This window comes from Solimicrobium silvestre, assembly GCF_002976435.1.
In the GTDB taxonomy this organism is placed as follows: Bacteria; Pseudomonadota; Gammaproteobacteria; order Burkholderiales; family Burkholderiaceae_D; genus Solimicrobium; species Solimicrobium silvestre.
The window spans coordinates 56,070-72,394 of record NZ_PUGF01000008.1; the positions used below are offsets into that span (position 1 = coordinate 56,070).

Below are 16,325 nucleotides of genomic sequence, written 5' to 3' on the forward strand. Positions count from 1 at the left end.
AAGCCATCATCCCATGCTGCTAAAAATTCCTCACTTATTGAGCCCCGATCAAGTACGTTTTATCCGTGAAAAACTTGATCAGGCAGGAGAGGCATGGGTTGATGGCCGTGTCACCGCAGGCCATCAGGGCGCGCCGGTTAAACGTAATCTGCAAATTGCAGAAAACACGCCGGTGGCACGTGAACTGGGCGATCTGATTCTGGCCGCATTAGAACGCAATCCCCTGTTTATTAGTGGCGCATTGCCGAACCAGGTTTATCCACCAATGTTCAACCGCTATGAAGGTGGTATGCAATTCGGCAGCCATGTCGATGGCGCAATTAGACTGATTCCCGGCACGGGCATTAAAATCCGCACTGATGTATCAGCCACGCTATTTCTATCCGACCCTGACGAATACGAAGGCGGCGAGTTGATGATAGAAGACACTTACGGCGTACATAGCGCCAAATTAGCGGCAGGCGATATGCTGATTTATCCGGCAAGCAGCTTGCACCGTGTTTCGCCAGTCACCAGTGGCGCGCGCATTGCGAGTTTTTTCTGGATTCAAAGTTTAATCAAAGATGACGGTCAACGCAGCATGTTGTTTGATCTCGACACGGCAATTCAGCGACTGAATGCATCGGGCGCAGACGAAATTGCCCGTACCAATTTAACCGGCTGTTATCACAACCTGCTCCGCATGTGGGGAGCGCCATAAAATCATGAACAATCCTCAACTCAAGCATCTGCACAGCGTTAACCACACGAACGGCGTCATCAACAGCGTCGTCACCAACGTACTTCACGATAAACGTAGCAAACGAAGTATTTTTCTCAAATGGCTGCGTAAATTACATGGCTGGATCGGGCTGTGGGGCGCGGCACTTGGCTTGCTGTTTGGCGTCACCGGTATTCTGCAAAATCACCGCACCATCCTGAAAATTCCCGCCGCGCAAGCACAGGAAACCATGCTGCAGCTCCCGTTACCAATGCCAGCACCTGCCGATGCGCAAGCACTGGCCAACTGGCTGCAACATGAATTAGCGTTTGACCGGGTTGCTACAAAAGTACGCAGCGAACCGCAAAAAACCGTGGCATGGGGCGACAAAAGCATGAAACAGCCAGCGCACTGGTCAGCCGTTTTTAGCTCACCCAGCGTCAATTTTCAGGCTGAGTATTGGTTAGGTAATAATTTTGTCAGTGTTAAACGTAGCGACAACAATATTTTTGCCAGCCTGAACAGTCTGCATAAAGGCAACGGCGTTGGTATAGGTTGGATACTGCTCGCCGATACAGTGGCAGGCAGTATTATTTTTCTGTCGCTGACCGGCGTTTTATTGTGGAGCCTGCTTAACCGCCGCCGCATGATCGGCGCAGGTATCGGCCTGACGTCACTGGCCATCGGCATTGCGCTGGCATGGCAAGCAATGTAATAGATTAAATTACGCGTTTTCTGGCAAGGTGTAGTCAAACTGGTAGCGGTGTTGCGATTCAACAATAATAATCACCAGACGACCAACCAAGCCCGCCAGATCTTCTGTTCCAGAGTCAGGCACAACTGTAATGGATTGCTCGGAAACGCCACGTGTCATGGTGGAACTGTGTTGCAGTACAAAGCTGCCGCTCCGTCCATGCAACGTGCCACTGACCGTTTCCATCGCCACATAGCCTGCCGAACTTGGTACGCTACTACGGAAAGCCAGCATCTCGCCCTGACTACTCGCTTCCAAGTCCCCTTGAAATTTTTTGTCCAGCAACATGCGACCAAGACCGGTCTTTTCAGCTATGCCGCTGAGTGATTCGGGCATGAGTTTGACTTCAAATGTACCGGTGGCTTGCATGCTCATCATAAGACATCTTTCCGATTTTAAAAAATACCATCTTAGCAATACAGCTTATAAAAATAAAGATATTCTGCGTTTTTAACCTGCGTAAAATAGCTGTTTTGAATCTAAGTAAGAATACACAATGAAAAAGACCGGAATGGCAAAAAGCAGTGCCAAAAAATTGATGGGGAAAATGGTTGCACCAGGAGCATCTGAATTTGGCAAAGGGGATGTCGCGGTAATTGATCGCCGTGAGCAGCGCAAGCTTGATCAGGCGCTAGGTCTGGTTCCGTTTGCAGTCAAACTTAATTCAACACTGGTACAGCAGCTAGAAGTGCAAGCTAAAGAACGCGGGATTGAACTCAATGCCTTTGTTGCAGAAGTGTTAGCTAAAGGACTTGCCGCGTAGCAATTCGCATTACGATTCGCATTGCAATTTTAAGGCACAATTTATTGGCGCAAGTGTCCCGAGGTGCTCGTATAGCCATCGTCTTCATTTGTGCCATACTTCTGACTCTTTTAAACTGCTCATCTTTGGCAGTCACCATTTCCTAGGAGCACCTTTGTCGATTGATTTTATACTCGAACAAATTGCCAACACGCCGACTTCATCCGACACAGAATTAATACGCGATTTAGTGGCGGCGATACGCCCCAAGCATGCTGATAATATTGAGCTGGCAACCGACCGTCTGCACGCGCTCAGCTTCAAACTGACTGCGCAACCGAAGTATGCTGTCGCTTTACGCAACTACTTATTTGAATTGGTATCTAGCCGCAAAATAACGCACCTGTGCACCGACACAGGCATTACGCTCTCCGAAGGTTTTTGGAGCGCAGCTTGGCAGCGCTTGCTGTATAAATTTTTACCGCCGCTAGTCAACAACGATTATTTGCGCGATGTGATCGGCACTATTTTTCATCAGGTCGATGATCACGTCTGGATTAATGGCGTTGATGAGCAAGTCTGGCTAGATCTAATCGACGCAATCGGCTTCCGTATTCGTGGTGCGCACGTCAAACAAAAGAGCAACTTGAACGAACTGATGTCCGCCATGCAGGTGCTTTCTTACCGCATTAGTGCGATTGGGTTGGAATCGGAATTGGTGCGCAATTACCCTAGCATTGAACGTTATGAATCACCCTTCTTGCGCCAAAACGATGAGATCAATGACTATATAAAAGAATACCGCAATTGGGTTGTTGACCATTCTGCCGTCCATCGCGATAGCCAGCAAATTGAAGTGCTATTAGCGCAATGTGAAGAAATTGTTATAAAAATTCGACGTACCGCAGCACAGCAAGGTGTGTCAGTCAGCTTGACCCGTTTATTATTGCGCGTCACCGAGAGTATTGCGCGCTTGCGCATCATGTTGGCGCTCATTGAAGCACCTAACAAAAAGCAGACACTGCACATCGGCTTCCGCCTATTTAAAGAATTGGTCTACTTTGACAATCGTAAATACAGCATCCGTGAATTAATTGGCACCAACACGCAATTACTCACCATGCAAGTCACCGAACATGCTGGGCGCAGCGGCGAACATTATGTCGCCAGCAACCGCCGTGAATGGGTTGAAATGTTGCGCTCAGCTTCCGGCGCAGGCTTTATTGTCGGCTTCATGGCGACCATGAAAATCCTGATGAGCAAGCTATTACTGGCACCTTTCGGTTATGCGTTTTTATTCAGCTTGAATTACTCGCTGGGCTTCATGCTGGTGCACATTATGCACTTCACGATTGCCACCAAACAACCGGCGATGACCGCCGCGTTAATCGCCAAATCGCTAGATCAAAGCAAACACAAACTGGATGATTTATGCGAATTGGTAGTGCAAGTTATCCGCACCCAATTCATCGCCATTTTAGGTAACGTCGCCATTGCGATTCCTACCGCGTATGCAATTGCCTGGGCATGGTACAGCAGCACCGGACACCACTTGGTTGACCCAGACAAAGCCCGTCATTTGCTGGACGATATCAACCCATTTGCCAGTTTGTCCTTATTCCATGCAGCGATTGCCGGCGTGTGTTTATTTTTGTCCGGCTTAATTTCCGGCTACTACGACAACAAAGCCAGCTACAGCCACATACCGGAACGGTTGCTACAACTTTCCAGCATGCAGTGGCTGTTTGGCATGGCCCGCTGGAAACGCATGACCGATTATATCGGCAACAATTTGGGCGCATTAGCCGGTAATTTTTTCTTTGGAATTATGCTCGGCAGCATAGGCCAGATCGGGGTCTTTTTAGGCTTGCCGATTGATATCCGTCACATCACTTTTTCCAGCGCCAATTTTGCCTTTGCCTTAGTCGGCTTAGAGCATCAGCTAACGTGGCAAGTGTGGGTTATTTCCCTGGTTGGCATCGTCTTAATTGGCATTGTCAATTTAGCGGTAAGTTTTTCATTAGCGTTATTTGTCGCCATGCGTTCACGTGGCGTCAGCTTTGAACAAACGGGTGAGTTGATTGCTTTATTGTGGAAGCGCTTTATCAAGCATGGCCGTGATTTCTTTTTCCCACCCAAAGAAATGGATTTGCCTGAATCAGGTTCGGAGCATGGTAAAGAATAATATCTTCACCCTACTACGCATAAAAAATGCCGCCCTCAATTCAAATTGAGGGCGGCATTTTTATAACATTAACGACTGTACTAGTTCGTCGTCGATGTGGATGTCGGAGTCGCTTCTTCCACTGGCTTAGCTTGATAATTTTTCACTTCAACTTCATCAATGTACTCAAATACTTTCACCACTTTTTGCACACCTGAAACCTCACGTATCGATTCAGCCGCTGTTGCGCCTTCACGTTGTGATACTCGTCCCATTAAATACACCACACCGGCTTCGGTCGTTATTTTAAATGAGCTGGAATAAATGTCGGAAGTACCCACCAATTTTGCTTTTACTTTAGTCGTGGTCAACGTGTCCGCAGAACGTGAGCTAAAGCTTGGTAAAAATGGCGTTACCTGAATTTCATTGACAACAGCATGTACGTTTTCAAGTGCGCCAATTTCTTTTTCTACTTGCGCTTTAGTCGCTTCATCTTTGACTTCACCCGTCAATAAAACTTTGCGATTATAGCTATTCGCATTCACGTGAACGGCGTCACCAAACACGGTAGAAATACGGTTTCCTGCTTTAAGTTCAATGGTCGTGTCTTCCGTTTGTGCACCAAGAGTGCGGCGGTCAGACACGGACATTGCACCACCAACTGCGCCACCAACTAAGAGAACGGCACAACCAGATAAGCTCGCTAACACGCTAGTTGCAAGTGTTAAAGCTAACAATGGTCGCGCTAAATTAGTTAATTTAAGCAAGCCATGTGGGTATTTATTCATTCACTTCTCCTCCAAATAACGCATTATCAATTCCATCGCAAATGCAATGGATCGTCAGTAAATGGACTTCTTGAATCCGTGCAGTACGTTCATGCGGCACGCAAATATTAACGTCACTTTCACCCAGCAGCGTAGCAATCACACCACCGTTTTTGCCGGTGAGCGCCACCACATGCATTTCACGTTCCAGCGCCGCTTGCACGGCTTGCACTACGTTGCCGGAATTACCCGACGTGGAAATCGCCAGCAAAACGTCGCCAGCCTGACCGAAAGCTTGCACTTGTTTTGAATAGACTTCAGCAAAACTGTAATCATTGCCAACAGCCGTCATGATGGAAGAATCAGTGGTGAGGGCCATTGCCGGCAAAGGCAAGCGTTCACGCTCGAAGCGCCCGACTAATTCTGCGGCAAAATGCTGGCAATCTGCGGCAGAACCGCCATTACCACAGGCGAGAATTTTGTTACCGTTGGACAGCGCAGTAAACATGATTTCCACTGCTTTTGAAATCGGATCAGCCAATTGTTCAGCGGCTTGCATTTTGAGCTCGGCACTTTCACGAAAGTGCATAAGAATTTGTTGATTTGTCATAATCGTGGCAATGTCAGTTAGATGCTAAAAAGAAATAATCTATTCAAGAATGGATAGATTATAGACTAATGCACTCGTTTCCTTGTGTTTCATTAAGTTTCTGATGTTAACCATCCATCACGTTTTTAAGCCACTCCACCACACCCGCATCGATCGCAATCACGTCAAACCGGCATGGCGGTGGTTGCGGGTAACGCTGCAAGTAGGCTTGTGCGGCCAACACTAAGCGCCGTTGCTTGGCACGCGTAACGGAAGCCGCTGCGCCGCCAAACTGGCTTTGCGCCCGGCTTCGCACTTCCACAAAAACCAACGTGGAATGGTCTTGCATAATTAAATCTATCTCGCCAAAAGGGCGGCGAAAATTACTTTCAATATGTACCAAACCTTGTTCGTGCAAATAACGCAGCGCCTGCTTTTCTCCTTCTTGCCCTAGCAATTGGCGATTTTTTGTTAATTTAGTCAACCATTGCATTAGCCAGTTCCTTAGTAGAACAGAATCGAGTGGACGTTAAAGTATGCATTAATTTCAATGCAAGTTTGCATAAATTTAAGATTGAACTTGCAATGTTTTAACCGTGCTACTTTCGCCTTTTTCACCAAAAGCCGACTGGCTGGTTTTATTTTCTTTGCGGGTCACAATTAAGCGATCTCCCACCATGGCATATACTTCGCTTTCTTCATTGCTGCTTTCAAAGCTAATCACAATCATTGCGCTACCAGAAACAGTCATCAGCTTACGGCTAGCTAGCGGTGTTCCATCCTGAGCAATCCAAATATCAACCGTACCGTTAAATTTCTTCACGTATTTACGGTCTTTCTCGCTCATCTTGTCTTGACTGTATTCAAAGCTAAGCAATCGGGCCGGTTTGCCATTCCAGCTTTCAGCGCGCTCACTTTTAAAAACGGCTTTTTCAAGAGAACGTGAAATGGACGATGCCGCATACAGCATGTGCTGCGCTTCCGTCGAGCTCAATTCTTTCGCCGCCGTCACGGTCGGTGTTTTTGCCTTTGAATCATGTTCCTGGGTGCGTTGTTCCAGATCTAGTTTAGACATCAATTCACGGCCAAATTGAAGTTGCAAACCATGCGCATTATCTTCAACCATCACATTCGCTAATCCGTTGGTTTCTTCCAACTCTTTACCCTCTCCCTCACGATTCTTGATCTTCACATCAAAAATTGCTTTCACCGGCGTCTGGCCCTGTCCACGGGTTAATGCGCTTTTCATGTCTGCCAAGCCATCGGCATAAGATAATTGAGGAGCAAATGAAATGAGTGCTGCACATGCGGTCAACAGATAAAAATAATGACTGGTTTTAATGTGTAAATTCATCTTATTTCCTATTCGTTTTCATGTAAGTAAGTTCAACTTTTCGCCAAAACACGACTGCGGGCAAGGGCGTGCAACCTTCATTTTGGGAAATGAAGGTCAACACGTCCTAACCCGCAGAAAACTAAAAACACTGACTATACTACTGCAACTTCACTCCATCTTCATTCAAACTAACTTCTTTACGATTATCGCCAGGAACCCGATCAATTAATTTGTTATAGGGATCAACCCCCACTTCAAACGGCTGTTCTTTCACTGTCACGGTCACCACCGGATCGGAACCTTGCAGCACCCGCTTGGCAATATAAAGTACTTTTTCATCTTTTTCATCAGCACCCTTCGCTCTGGAAAACACCGCAATTTCGGCTGGCTCGTCATAGATGCGCGGCGTTTCTTTACCTTTGCCATCGACTTCCATTTTGGCCAGATGCAGTTTCATCGTTACATCCCATTGCCCGTCTGGGCGGTGCACCGTAGTGGCTTCGGTTACGCGGTTGTCGTAGATGACAATTTTTTCAAACAGATCCGTAATCAAAGCCTGTTTTTCAGGCGGTGTTTCGGCGCGTATGTAATCCAGCAGTTCCAACGACGTTGTGTACGGCGCTTGCTGGAATGCTTTATCTTGCAGGTAGCGCTTTAATGCACGATTTAATGGTTCTTCGCCGATTTCATCACGTAAGCGATAAAAGATTAGTGCCCCTTTACGGTAATGAATATACGGCTGGTTTTCAACCCGATTCAACGGCAATTCTTCAATTTTTTCACCTCCCCGTCCTTGCAGGTAAGTATCAAGTTCCTGACGCAAGAAACGGCGCATTTTTTCGCGGCCATATTCTTTTTCCATGACCATTAATGCCGAATATTGCGCCATCGATTCCATCAACATCGTTGCACCTTGTACATCAGCACCAATAACCTGATGCGCCCACCATTGATGAGCAACTTCATGCGCGGTGACGTAATACACATAATCAATATCATCCTTGTTGCGCAAGTCGGCAATAAAGCCGATCTCTTCTGAAAATGGAACGGTATTGGCAAACGATTGTGCAAACCGCTCGTAGCGTGGAAATTCAAGAATCCGCACTTGATGATGTTCGTACGGAGTGAATTGCTGCGTGTAATAGTCTAGCGATTTTTGAGTTGCATAGATCATGCGATCAACGTTGTACGGATGCTTTTTGTCATAGTAAATTTCAATCGGCATACCGTGCCAATCACCTTTTTTCACTTCCCAGTTAGCCGACTGGTAGCTAAAGAAAAACAAACCCGGCTTATCCATTTTGTAGTGGAAATAACGCCGCCCATTTTCCGTCCAGGTTTTTTGCAAATAGCCTGGCGCCAATGCAATTTGATCTGCACTGGTTGACACCGTGGTATCAAAGTTAACCCAATCTGAATCTTGCCCACCAACGTGGTTTACCAGAGCGGCCACATTTTCTAATTTATTAGCACGATCCGGCTCCCCTAAGCCGCGTTTTCTTCTTTCGTAACGGTCTTGCATTTCCATATTGGTACTGTAACCAAAGTGTGGAAAATACATGTCACTACTAATGAAGGTGCCATTTAAATTCACGCGGTCGGGCTTGCCACTATTGGTAAATCCCTGATGCGTATCACTCACGCTAAAGTCCAGTGCCAGGTTGGCACCGGGCGCAATCGATTGTGCCAATTTAACGATCATGAAACCGAGCTCTTTATCTTCCAGCGTCGTTTGATGTTGCGGCAAATTAAGCCATTTTGTCTCGAAACGCGGGTCATGCTGAATCCGTAGCGTATCGAGTGGCAGGGCGGTTTTATTTTGCAATACATAATGACCTTGAATAGCCACACGGCGCTCTGCCGGGAAAATATCTACTTCTGCTTTGACATCAATCACTTTGAGTTGCGGTAGATCTTTGTATTGGCGATAGTTCTTCTCGTAACTGGCTTGATTATCCATCTCCACATCCGACGGAATGTATTTATTGAGAACATTGGTATTGTAAAAAATCCACGCACCGGTCATTGCAAAGCCACTCAAACTCAAGGCTAGCGCAATACCTGAACCCGCCTTTAACCGCAGCACGGCCAAACGCATCCGCGCCCGCCAGTCTGGCGATAACGTACGCTCCCAAAATGCGGCGGCGATGATTAACAGCGCCACCACAAACAAACTCCAATACACGGCAAACCACGACCAACCGGTTAAAAAATGACCGTAGCCGTTCATGTCCGAATATTGAATCGCGGGTAAACCGGCAAAGTTGTACAGGTTGTGCTCAAAGTGCATCATGCCCGTCAACATCAATGAAACGAATAACAAAATCATCAGCAAATAACCGATAAATTTATTATTAAAGATGACTTGCACCCCAATCGCGAATAATCCCATTAATACAAACGGCATTGCGCCCAGCAACACGCCTTTTACGTACAGCAAGCCCTCAATGGTGGTACCGCCCTTGACTAGCTGAATACACATACCGACCAACGCACCCACCGTCATAAAGCTAATCACAATGCCCACTAATGCGGTACATTTTGCGGCGAGCGGAACCCAATTTGGCATCGGCATCGCATTGATTACTTCTGCTATTTTTGCTTGCCGTTCTTTAAAAATAAGTTCGCCGGCATAGAAAGTGACGATCACGATCAACAAAAAATTAAAACTGCCGCTCAACGTTTCTAACATCTGGCGCGTTACAGGATAAAAATTGGTGCCATACAATTTCCCGCCCAAACTGGCTCCGGCAATAAAATTCATCATGCCAAACATTAATATGACCAGGAATGGCGCGCTTTTAAAGATCGCCTTGGCATCAAAAAATAATATGCTCCAACATTGTTTCCATGCTGTTGATGGGCTAAAAACAACATCAACTTGCATGTGCTCTACCGTACTTACAATGACACCTGGCTCCTCTGCAGTTTTAACTACCGCTTTCCCAAACCAGCGACGCCCGGTACCGGCGCGTTGCGGTTTGAATAAAAACACCGTCGCGGCAAACATCAGCAAGGCCACAGCTGACCACAAAAGCCGGTTTACCAATAAATAATTACTCACACTCGGCAAAATGGTATTTGATTCTTGTACGGTGAAATAGCGTGTCATCCTACCGAATGCGCTCATCCCGAACGGGTCGATCAAACTGGCAAGCCATTCGTTATTCACATCCCTGGTCAACACACGCGCCATAATCGAGAGCACAAAAAAGGCGATGACGCCCACATAGACATAAATAATAGAACGGGTAGTGGCGGCTAATAACATGAGCAGCCCACTCATAAACAGCAGATTAGGTAAAACGAATATCACTATTCCGTAGATGAATGGCTGGATTAAAAATGGCCCAACCCGTGCACTGTCTACCCACGGCATGAGTGGCCCCAACATGATGCCGATGGAAATGATCAAAAAAATCATCAGGCACGCACCCATGCCAGCTAAAAACCTGCCCATTAAATAATCAAGCTTGCGCATTGGCGTCGCAAAAATCATGTCCGAAATACCGATTTCACTATCACGTAACACGGCACCAGCAATAAAGATGGTGACCACAAACATGGATAGTTGACTGAACATAGCAAGAAATTGGACTATCACAACAGGTGCATTACGATTCACGTTACCAATCGCACTGCCTACTGTAATCTCGTCACTGGTGGCGGCACCAAATGCCAGCGCCGCCAGGACGAAGGCAACCACCCATAACAGCGGCTGGCGTAATTGGTAACGCAGGTCAAACTTAAAGAATTCTTTCCACATGGGAGGCTCCTTAAGCAGCGAGTGATACAGATTCGGCAGCAGAGCGGCGCAAATGCAGGAAGTAGACATCTTCCAGATCCGGCTCTACCGCAACAAAACTGTCGTCCGGCTGATGGTCGGAAAACACATTAATCTGCGGCTGGCCAGCCACTAAACGCGTTGCTAATACGGTGAACTGTTTTTGATATTCAGCTAGCGCCGCCTTGCTGACCGACTTACGCCAGACTTTGCTTTTTAACGTTTCGATGACGGTGTTTGGCTCGCCCTGCACCAGTACTTGGCCCTTGACGATCATCGCCATGCGCGGGCACAGATCGGTCACATCTTCGACGATGTGGGTAGATAAAATCACCACCACGTTTTCGCCAATTTCAGCTAATAAATTTAAGAACCGATTACGCTCGTCCGGGTCCAAGCCTGCGGTTGGCTCATCCACGATCACTAATTTTGGCGAACCCAATAAGGCTTGCGCGATACCGAAACGCTGGCGCATACCGCCCGAATAGGTACCTAAATGGCGTTTACGGGCATCCCATAAATTGGTCTGTTGCAGCAAACTTTCTACAACCTGTTTGCGCTCGGCCGAGTTGGTTAAGCCTTTTAAAACGGCAAAATGGTTTAATAAATCGATCGCACTGACTTTGGGATACACCCCAAAATCCTGCGGTAAATAACCTAGTTGACGACGTAGCTGTTCACCCTGCCGTAAAACGTCTAAACCATTGAAATGAATGCTGCCACTGTCTGCCTCTTGCAAGGTGGCGATGGTACGCATAAGCGATGACTTGCCGGCACCGTTGGGCCCTAATAGGCCATATAAGCCATTCGGGATTTCCAGGCTAACATTATTAATGGCGTGTACACCATTGGCATAAGTCTTGTTTAGATTTTTTATGGACAGCATGAGTTCATCTCCTGATTTTTAAACAAAGGGGGTTGAAAATACAGCTGACGATACTTTACTTAAACAAAATTTAATCTACTCAAGATTGCGACAAACTGCCAATTCTGTGGGATGAAAGCAAAAAAACCGCCCACTATCTGCACCTAAGTTCAGATAGCGGGCGGTTTTAAGTACTGTATTGCACTCCCACTCAACCGCTCTATTAATACGACTTAAGCAGAGCGATGTAGCGGGTGGTTATTACTTAACAATCGTTGCGACAGCTGCTTTTTTGCAGGTTGGGCACTCTTGCGGCAAACCAGTCAACGGATCAAGGATCAGTACCGATGTGCTTGGTGTACCAGTCAAATTGAGCATGTTGTTCAATGTGCCTGCGATAGCATCGTACGAACCTGCGATACGTTGGCTAGCCAACCAGTTATCTTCAATAAAGCGCAAGATAGAAGTTTGGTCAGTCAAAGTGTGATCAACATAGTTTTTCTTAGCATACGGTGAAATCAAAATCATCGGCAGACGTGGACCATAACCGCAACGACCTTGCGCAACAGCCGTGCCAGTTGCACCGAGTAATTTTGTCGGAGTACCTTGCAAAGAACCTGCGCCGTTTGAAGTACATGCGCCTGGACCATTCAACATATCGGCTACACCTGGTGCAGTCAAACCGTTGCTAGTGAACTGGGCAGCAGCCGTAGTATTCATTGAAGGGTTCAAGATCGGGCTTGCTTGGTGATCGTACCAACCATCGGAATCATCATAAGCAATGATAACCAATGTATTAGCCCAACCTGGTTGCTGCTGCAGGAAGTTGACTACTTGAGTAACGAAAGATTGCTCATCCAACGGATCTGAGTAACCAGTGTGACCATCTTGGTAGCCTGGTGCTTTCAAGAAGTTGACGGCTGGGTAGTTACCTGCTGAAACTGCATCAAAGAAATCATGGATATCATATTGATGGTTGGCAGGATCTACAGTCGTTGTACCAGGAACCAAAGTGTTACCGATTGCAGCGATTGAAGTTGGGCGTGCATGCGTCAAGTTCTGTGTACTTGCGTAGTACTGGAACGGTTGATGATGCGGAATGTAATCTAATTTGGTAACACCAGTCACGCCCGATGTTGTTGAACGTTTACAACCTGTCGTACCATTGGTATTAGTGATGCTCAAATCAAAACCACCTTGGAAGAAGCCCCAGCTTACTTTGCCAGCGTTCAACAAATCACCGATGTTTTTGCCGCCTAATTGCGCTGCATCGCGCGTCATGCAAGCATCACCTAACGGTTGTGCATCGCCAGACAAATTAATACCGCCATTGCCGTCAGCTGACAATTCGCCATAATAACCACCACCAGCAGAGTAATTGCCTACTTGAGCAGTTGACAAGTTAGTCGCGATAACGCCGTTAGTCTGACCAGAGATCAGATTAATTGCGCCTGGTGCTGACGGGCCGAACGTAGTACCAAATGAGTTGTCGCTCATTGCGTAGTTTTGAGCGTAATTCCAAAACGCTGTCACAGTATTACCATCGAAATAACCCATAGTCAGGCCATTGGTATTCAACGGAGCAGTAGTGCCAGAGTTAGCAGCACCTAACGACAACGGGAACAGATCCATTGCGCCGGCGTTAAACGCCATTTGTTCTGCTTGGTAATCATGATCTTGATCAGAATTAACAACTTGTGAACGATCTAAGCGGAATGGGTTAATAGCGTTCGTGCCATTTTTTGCATTCAGCGTTGTCGGATTTTTTGTCATCAAGTTCAGGCTAGTCAGCGCTGCAAACTTGTTGGTCACATCCAACGGCGTCGCCAAAGTATTAGCTACTGGCGTACCTGAAGCGGCCGTAAATCCTGGCTCACCGGCTGGATTGGCTGCTGTTGGATAAGTACCGAAGTAATGATCGAACGAAACGTTTTCTTGGAAAATCACCACAACGTGTTGAATCGGTGTAGCAGCAGTTGCAGCGGCAACAACTGGTGTCGCTGGTGCTGACGCAGCAGGCGAGCTACCGGAGCTACATCCAGTAATAACGGCAGCAGATACTGACAACGCTAGCGCTGTCATCATCAATGGCTGCTTTACAGAAATTGATTGCAAGTTCATTTGAACCCTCACAGAGTTATGAAGAGAGATTGCACCTGATTTATTCAGGCATTTAAATCGCGCCCTAGCAAGTAACTTAATTAATATTGTTAACTAAAGCGGCTAACTAAAATAATTACTAAAGTACGGAAATTGTTGCGTGTTATGCGGATGTGGATTTTATGAATGACTTATGACAACTTAATGACATGCGGCAATATTTTTATTATTAAGCTACTTATTTTCCAATTCATCAAACTGACATATTTGTCGGTTACCCTAGGCGACTTTAATCTTCGCGCGCGACGTCAATTGTTGCTAACGAACCGCTTGATTACGACTATTTACGATTTATTTATAACTATGAGCATGTTGATTCCTGTTGTATCCGAACGCCGCGCAGTTACCTCAAAACTAGCACTACCGTTACTCGTTTCCTGCACAGTTTTCTTATTCGCGGCCTGCGGTCATTCTGAAAAATCGGCAGCAACTGTTGCGATCTCCGCCGCATCAGCTCCCACTACAGTACCAGCAGCGACTCCGGCTGAATTGGCGGCTAAAGGAGCGCAAAATCGTTTATCAGCGCCCGCGCAACCGCTCAGTGCCGTTGCGGAACTAGGCAAAAAAATATTTTATGACGCATCACTTTCCGCCTCCGGAAAACTCTCCTGCGCTTCCTGCCATAGCCCGGACAACGCCTACGCACCAGCGAATAATTTAGCCGTGCAATTAGGTGGCACCGGCATGCAGCAACAAGGCGGCCGCGCCGTACCGTCGCTGAAATACCATGAACACACGCCGCCGTTTTCGATCGGCCCCGATCTCAAACCCGAGGCCGACGACATAGAGGCGGAACGCCAAGCACTAGCAGCCAACGCAGCGGTACGCGCGCCACTCGCTATCCACGCCAAAGCAGACTTGGCACAAGCAGCCGGTGCGCCCGCCGTAGTGCAAGAAAATGTTCCGCAAGGCGGATTTGATTGGGATGGCCGCGCACAAAACCTGACCGACCAGGCTGGCGGCCCGTTAATGGCGGCCAATGAAATGGCGAATAAAGATACGCACTCTTTACTGGATAAATTTAAAAAATCACCGTACGCCAACGACTTTTTACAACTATTCGGCCCTAGCGTATTTAGCTCACCCAATATCGTATTAGGCGAAGCTTATTTCGCCTTAGCTCGCTTCCAGACGGAAGACCGCAGCTTTCATCCTTACGACAGTAAATATGATTATTACCTGGCGCAAAAAGTCGCTTTAAGTGCGCAAGAAGAGCGCGGCCTGACCTTATTTAAAGATCCTAAAAAAGGGAATTGCGCGAGCTGCCATTTAGAAAAACCGTCCCGCGACGGCGTATTGGCACCGGCATTTACCGACTACCAATTTGAAGCACTCGGTGCACCGCGCAACAAAGACATCGTTGCCAATCGTAATCCCCACTATGCCGATCTCGGCATGTGCGGCCCGTTGCGCCAGGATGCGGCAAAGATGCAAAACTATTGCGGCTTCTTTAAAACCCCGAGCTTACGCAACACCGCAACCCGTCAGGTATTTTTCCACAACGGCGTGTTTAAATCGTTAGATGAAGTGATGCATTTCTACGTAGAGCGCGAAACCCAGCCGGAAAAATGGTATCCGAGCGCACATGGCAAAGTTGAGAAATACAATGATATTCCGGCCAGCAAACGTAGCTCGGTCGACGTAACTGATGCGCCATTTAACAGCAAGTTAGGTGACCAGGCAGCACTCTCGGATGAAGAGATTAAGGATGTAATCGCCTTTTTGAAGACGCTGACGGATGGCTATAAGTTGAATGCAACGGTGTCAGCGAAAAAATAATTTTTTGTTGTTACGCCGTAAAAACCCAGTGTTATTGAACTGGGTTTTTTATTGCATATTCGGATCAATATAGTCATTGATTACATACAAAAAACCACCGGCCAACTTAGATGTTGAGCAGTGTAAAAATGATCAATTGAGCTCTTAACTCTCAACAAGTACTTTTTGAACGATACGTGAATGGTCAGTTAAGTATAGGGAGCGATCGTTGATGTTTTGCATGGACTATTATGCCGTCAGTCAATGCCGCATTGGCTGTCAACATATGTACTCTGATTTAGTAAATTTCAACTTACCTGACCAAATTCAACCGGCATTTTTACGTAAAATAAATGCAGATTTTCTTTTCTTAATATGTCGAACAAACGTTCACATTCATCGTCATTGACAATCAAGGTGATTTGTTCAGGATGATCAACATTGCCATACAGCGGTATGGAGGAATAATTGTGATGATCATGACCAAAGCCGCAAGTACCTTTAAAAACAGTGGCGCCACGAATATTGTGTGATCTGGCTACATCGAGTAACCAATCCGATATTTTTTCCCCGTTATGGAATGAGTCTTGCAAAGTAAAAAACTCTAATTGATAGCCGTTCATCATTGTCTCCCAAAACATTATGCTTAATTAAGTTTAGGTAATTTACCCCTGCAAACAAGGCGTTAGCACTTCTTCCTGCCTTG

14 protein-coding genes are annotated in these 16,325 nt (G+C 46.7%); 5 read left to right on the forward strand and 9 right to left on the reverse strand.

All coding sequences use genetic code 11. The features are described from left to right. Positions 1–13: 13 nt before the first annotated feature. Together S2091_RS09795 and S2091_RS09800 are read left to right on the forward strand one after the other, a co-directional pair. A complete protein-coding gene (locus S2091_RS09795; RefSeq protein ID WP_105531637.1) occupies positions 14–700 on the forward strand; it encodes a Fe2+-dependent dioxygenase in 687 nt (228 codons plus the stop codon). 4 nt (positions 701–704) lie between these two features. Next, a complete protein-coding gene (locus S2091_RS09800) occupies positions 705–1,415 on the forward strand; it encodes a PepSY-associated TM helix domain-containing protein (protein ID WP_105531638.1) in 711 nt (236 codons plus the stop codon). A 9-nt stretch (positions 1,416–1,424) separates the two neighbouring features. On the opposite strand, the gene S2091_RS09805 is transcribed toward S2091_RS09800, so the two are convergent. Next, positions 1,425–1,829, reverse strand: coding sequence for a DUF3224 domain-containing protein (locus S2091_RS09805; RefSeq protein ID WP_105531751.1), 405 nt, complete (start codon positions 1,827–1,829; stop codon positions 1,425–1,427). A gap of 121 nt (positions 1,830–1,950) precedes the next feature. Between S2091_RS09805 and S2091_RS09810 the strand changes: the two genes are divergently transcribed. Both S2091_RS09810 and S2091_RS09815 read left to right on the forward strand, forming a co-directional pair. Beyond that, on the forward strand, positions 1,951–2,217 hold the full coding sequence (locus S2091_RS09810; protein ID WP_105531639.1) for a hypothetical protein: 267 nt from the start codon (positions 1,951–1,953) through the stop codon (positions 2,215–2,217). Positions 2,218–2,371: 154 nt separating this feature from the next. Next, the gene (locus S2091_RS09815) at positions 2,372–4,381 is read left to right on the forward strand and encodes a site-specific recombinase (protein WP_165794961.1); all 2,010 of its coding nucleotides are present in this window, start codon (positions 2,372–2,374) and stop codon (positions 4,379–4,381) included. 80 nt (positions 4,382–4,461) lie between these two features. Here the strand turns inward: S2091_RS09815 and S2091_RS09820 are convergent, their stop codons facing one another. The 7 genes from S2091_RS09820 to S2091_RS09850 form a co-directional block, all read right to left on the reverse strand. Further along, on the reverse strand, positions 4,462–5,148 hold the full coding sequence (locus S2091_RS09820) for a BON domain-containing protein (protein WP_105531641.1): 687 nt from the start codon (positions 5,146–5,148) through the stop codon (positions 4,462–4,464). Then, positions 5,141–5,737 carry a phosphoheptose isomerase gene (locus S2091_RS09825; protein WP_105531642.1) on the reverse strand — a complete coding sequence of 199 codons (597 nt, stop codon included), beginning with the start codon at positions 5,735–5,737 and terminating at the stop codon, positions 5,141–5,143. The genes S2091_RS09820 and S2091_RS09825 overlap by 8 nt, the downstream gene beginning before the upstream one ends. 106 nt (positions 5,738–5,843) lie before the next feature. Beyond that, positions 5,844–6,209, reverse strand: a complete 366-nt coding sequence (locus tag S2091_RS09830) for a YraN family protein (RefSeq protein WP_105531643.1) — start codon at positions 6,207–6,209, stop codon at positions 5,844–5,846. 75 nt (positions 6,210–6,284) lie between these two features. Next, a complete protein-coding gene (locus S2091_RS09835; RefSeq protein WP_243405384.1) occupies positions 6,285–7,070 on the reverse strand; it encodes a hypothetical protein in 786 nt (261 codons plus the stop codon). Positions 7,071–7,209: 139 nt separating this feature from the next. Further along, on the reverse strand, positions 7,210–10,818 hold the full coding sequence (locus S2091_RS09840) for an ABC transporter permease/M1 family aminopeptidase (RefSeq protein ID WP_105531644.1): 3,609 nt from the start codon (positions 10,816–10,818) through the stop codon (positions 7,210–7,212). 10 nt (positions 10,819–10,828) lie between these two features. Further along, positions 10,829–11,722: an ABC transporter ATP-binding protein gene (locus S2091_RS09845; RefSeq protein ID WP_105531645.1), complete on the reverse strand. Its 894-nt coding sequence runs from the start codon at positions 11,720–11,722 to the stop codon at positions 10,829–10,831. A 240-nt stretch (positions 11,723–11,962) separates the two neighbouring features. Next, a complete protein-coding gene (locus S2091_RS09850) occupies positions 11,963–13,822 on the reverse strand; it encodes a phospholipase C (RefSeq protein ID WP_105531646.1) in 1,860 nt (619 codons plus the stop codon). Positions 13,823–13,987: 165 nt separating this feature from the next. Here S2091_RS09850 and S2091_RS09855 point away from each other — a divergent pair, with 165 nt between their 5' ends. Further along, positions 13,988–15,640, forward strand: a complete 1,653-nt coding sequence (locus tag S2091_RS09855; RefSeq protein WP_207769674.1) for a cytochrome c peroxidase — start codon at positions 13,988–13,990, stop codon at positions 15,638–15,640. 287 nt (positions 15,641–15,927) lie between these two features. Here S2091_RS09855 and S2091_RS09860 read toward each other — a convergent pair whose 3' ends face one another. Continuing rightward, positions 15,928–16,245 (reverse strand): DUF190 domain-containing protein, encoded by a 318-nt coding sequence (locus S2091_RS09860; protein WP_207769675.1) that lies wholly within the window; start codon positions 16,243–16,245, stop codon positions 15,928–15,930. Between the last annotated feature and the right edge of the window lie 80 nt (positions 16,246–16,325).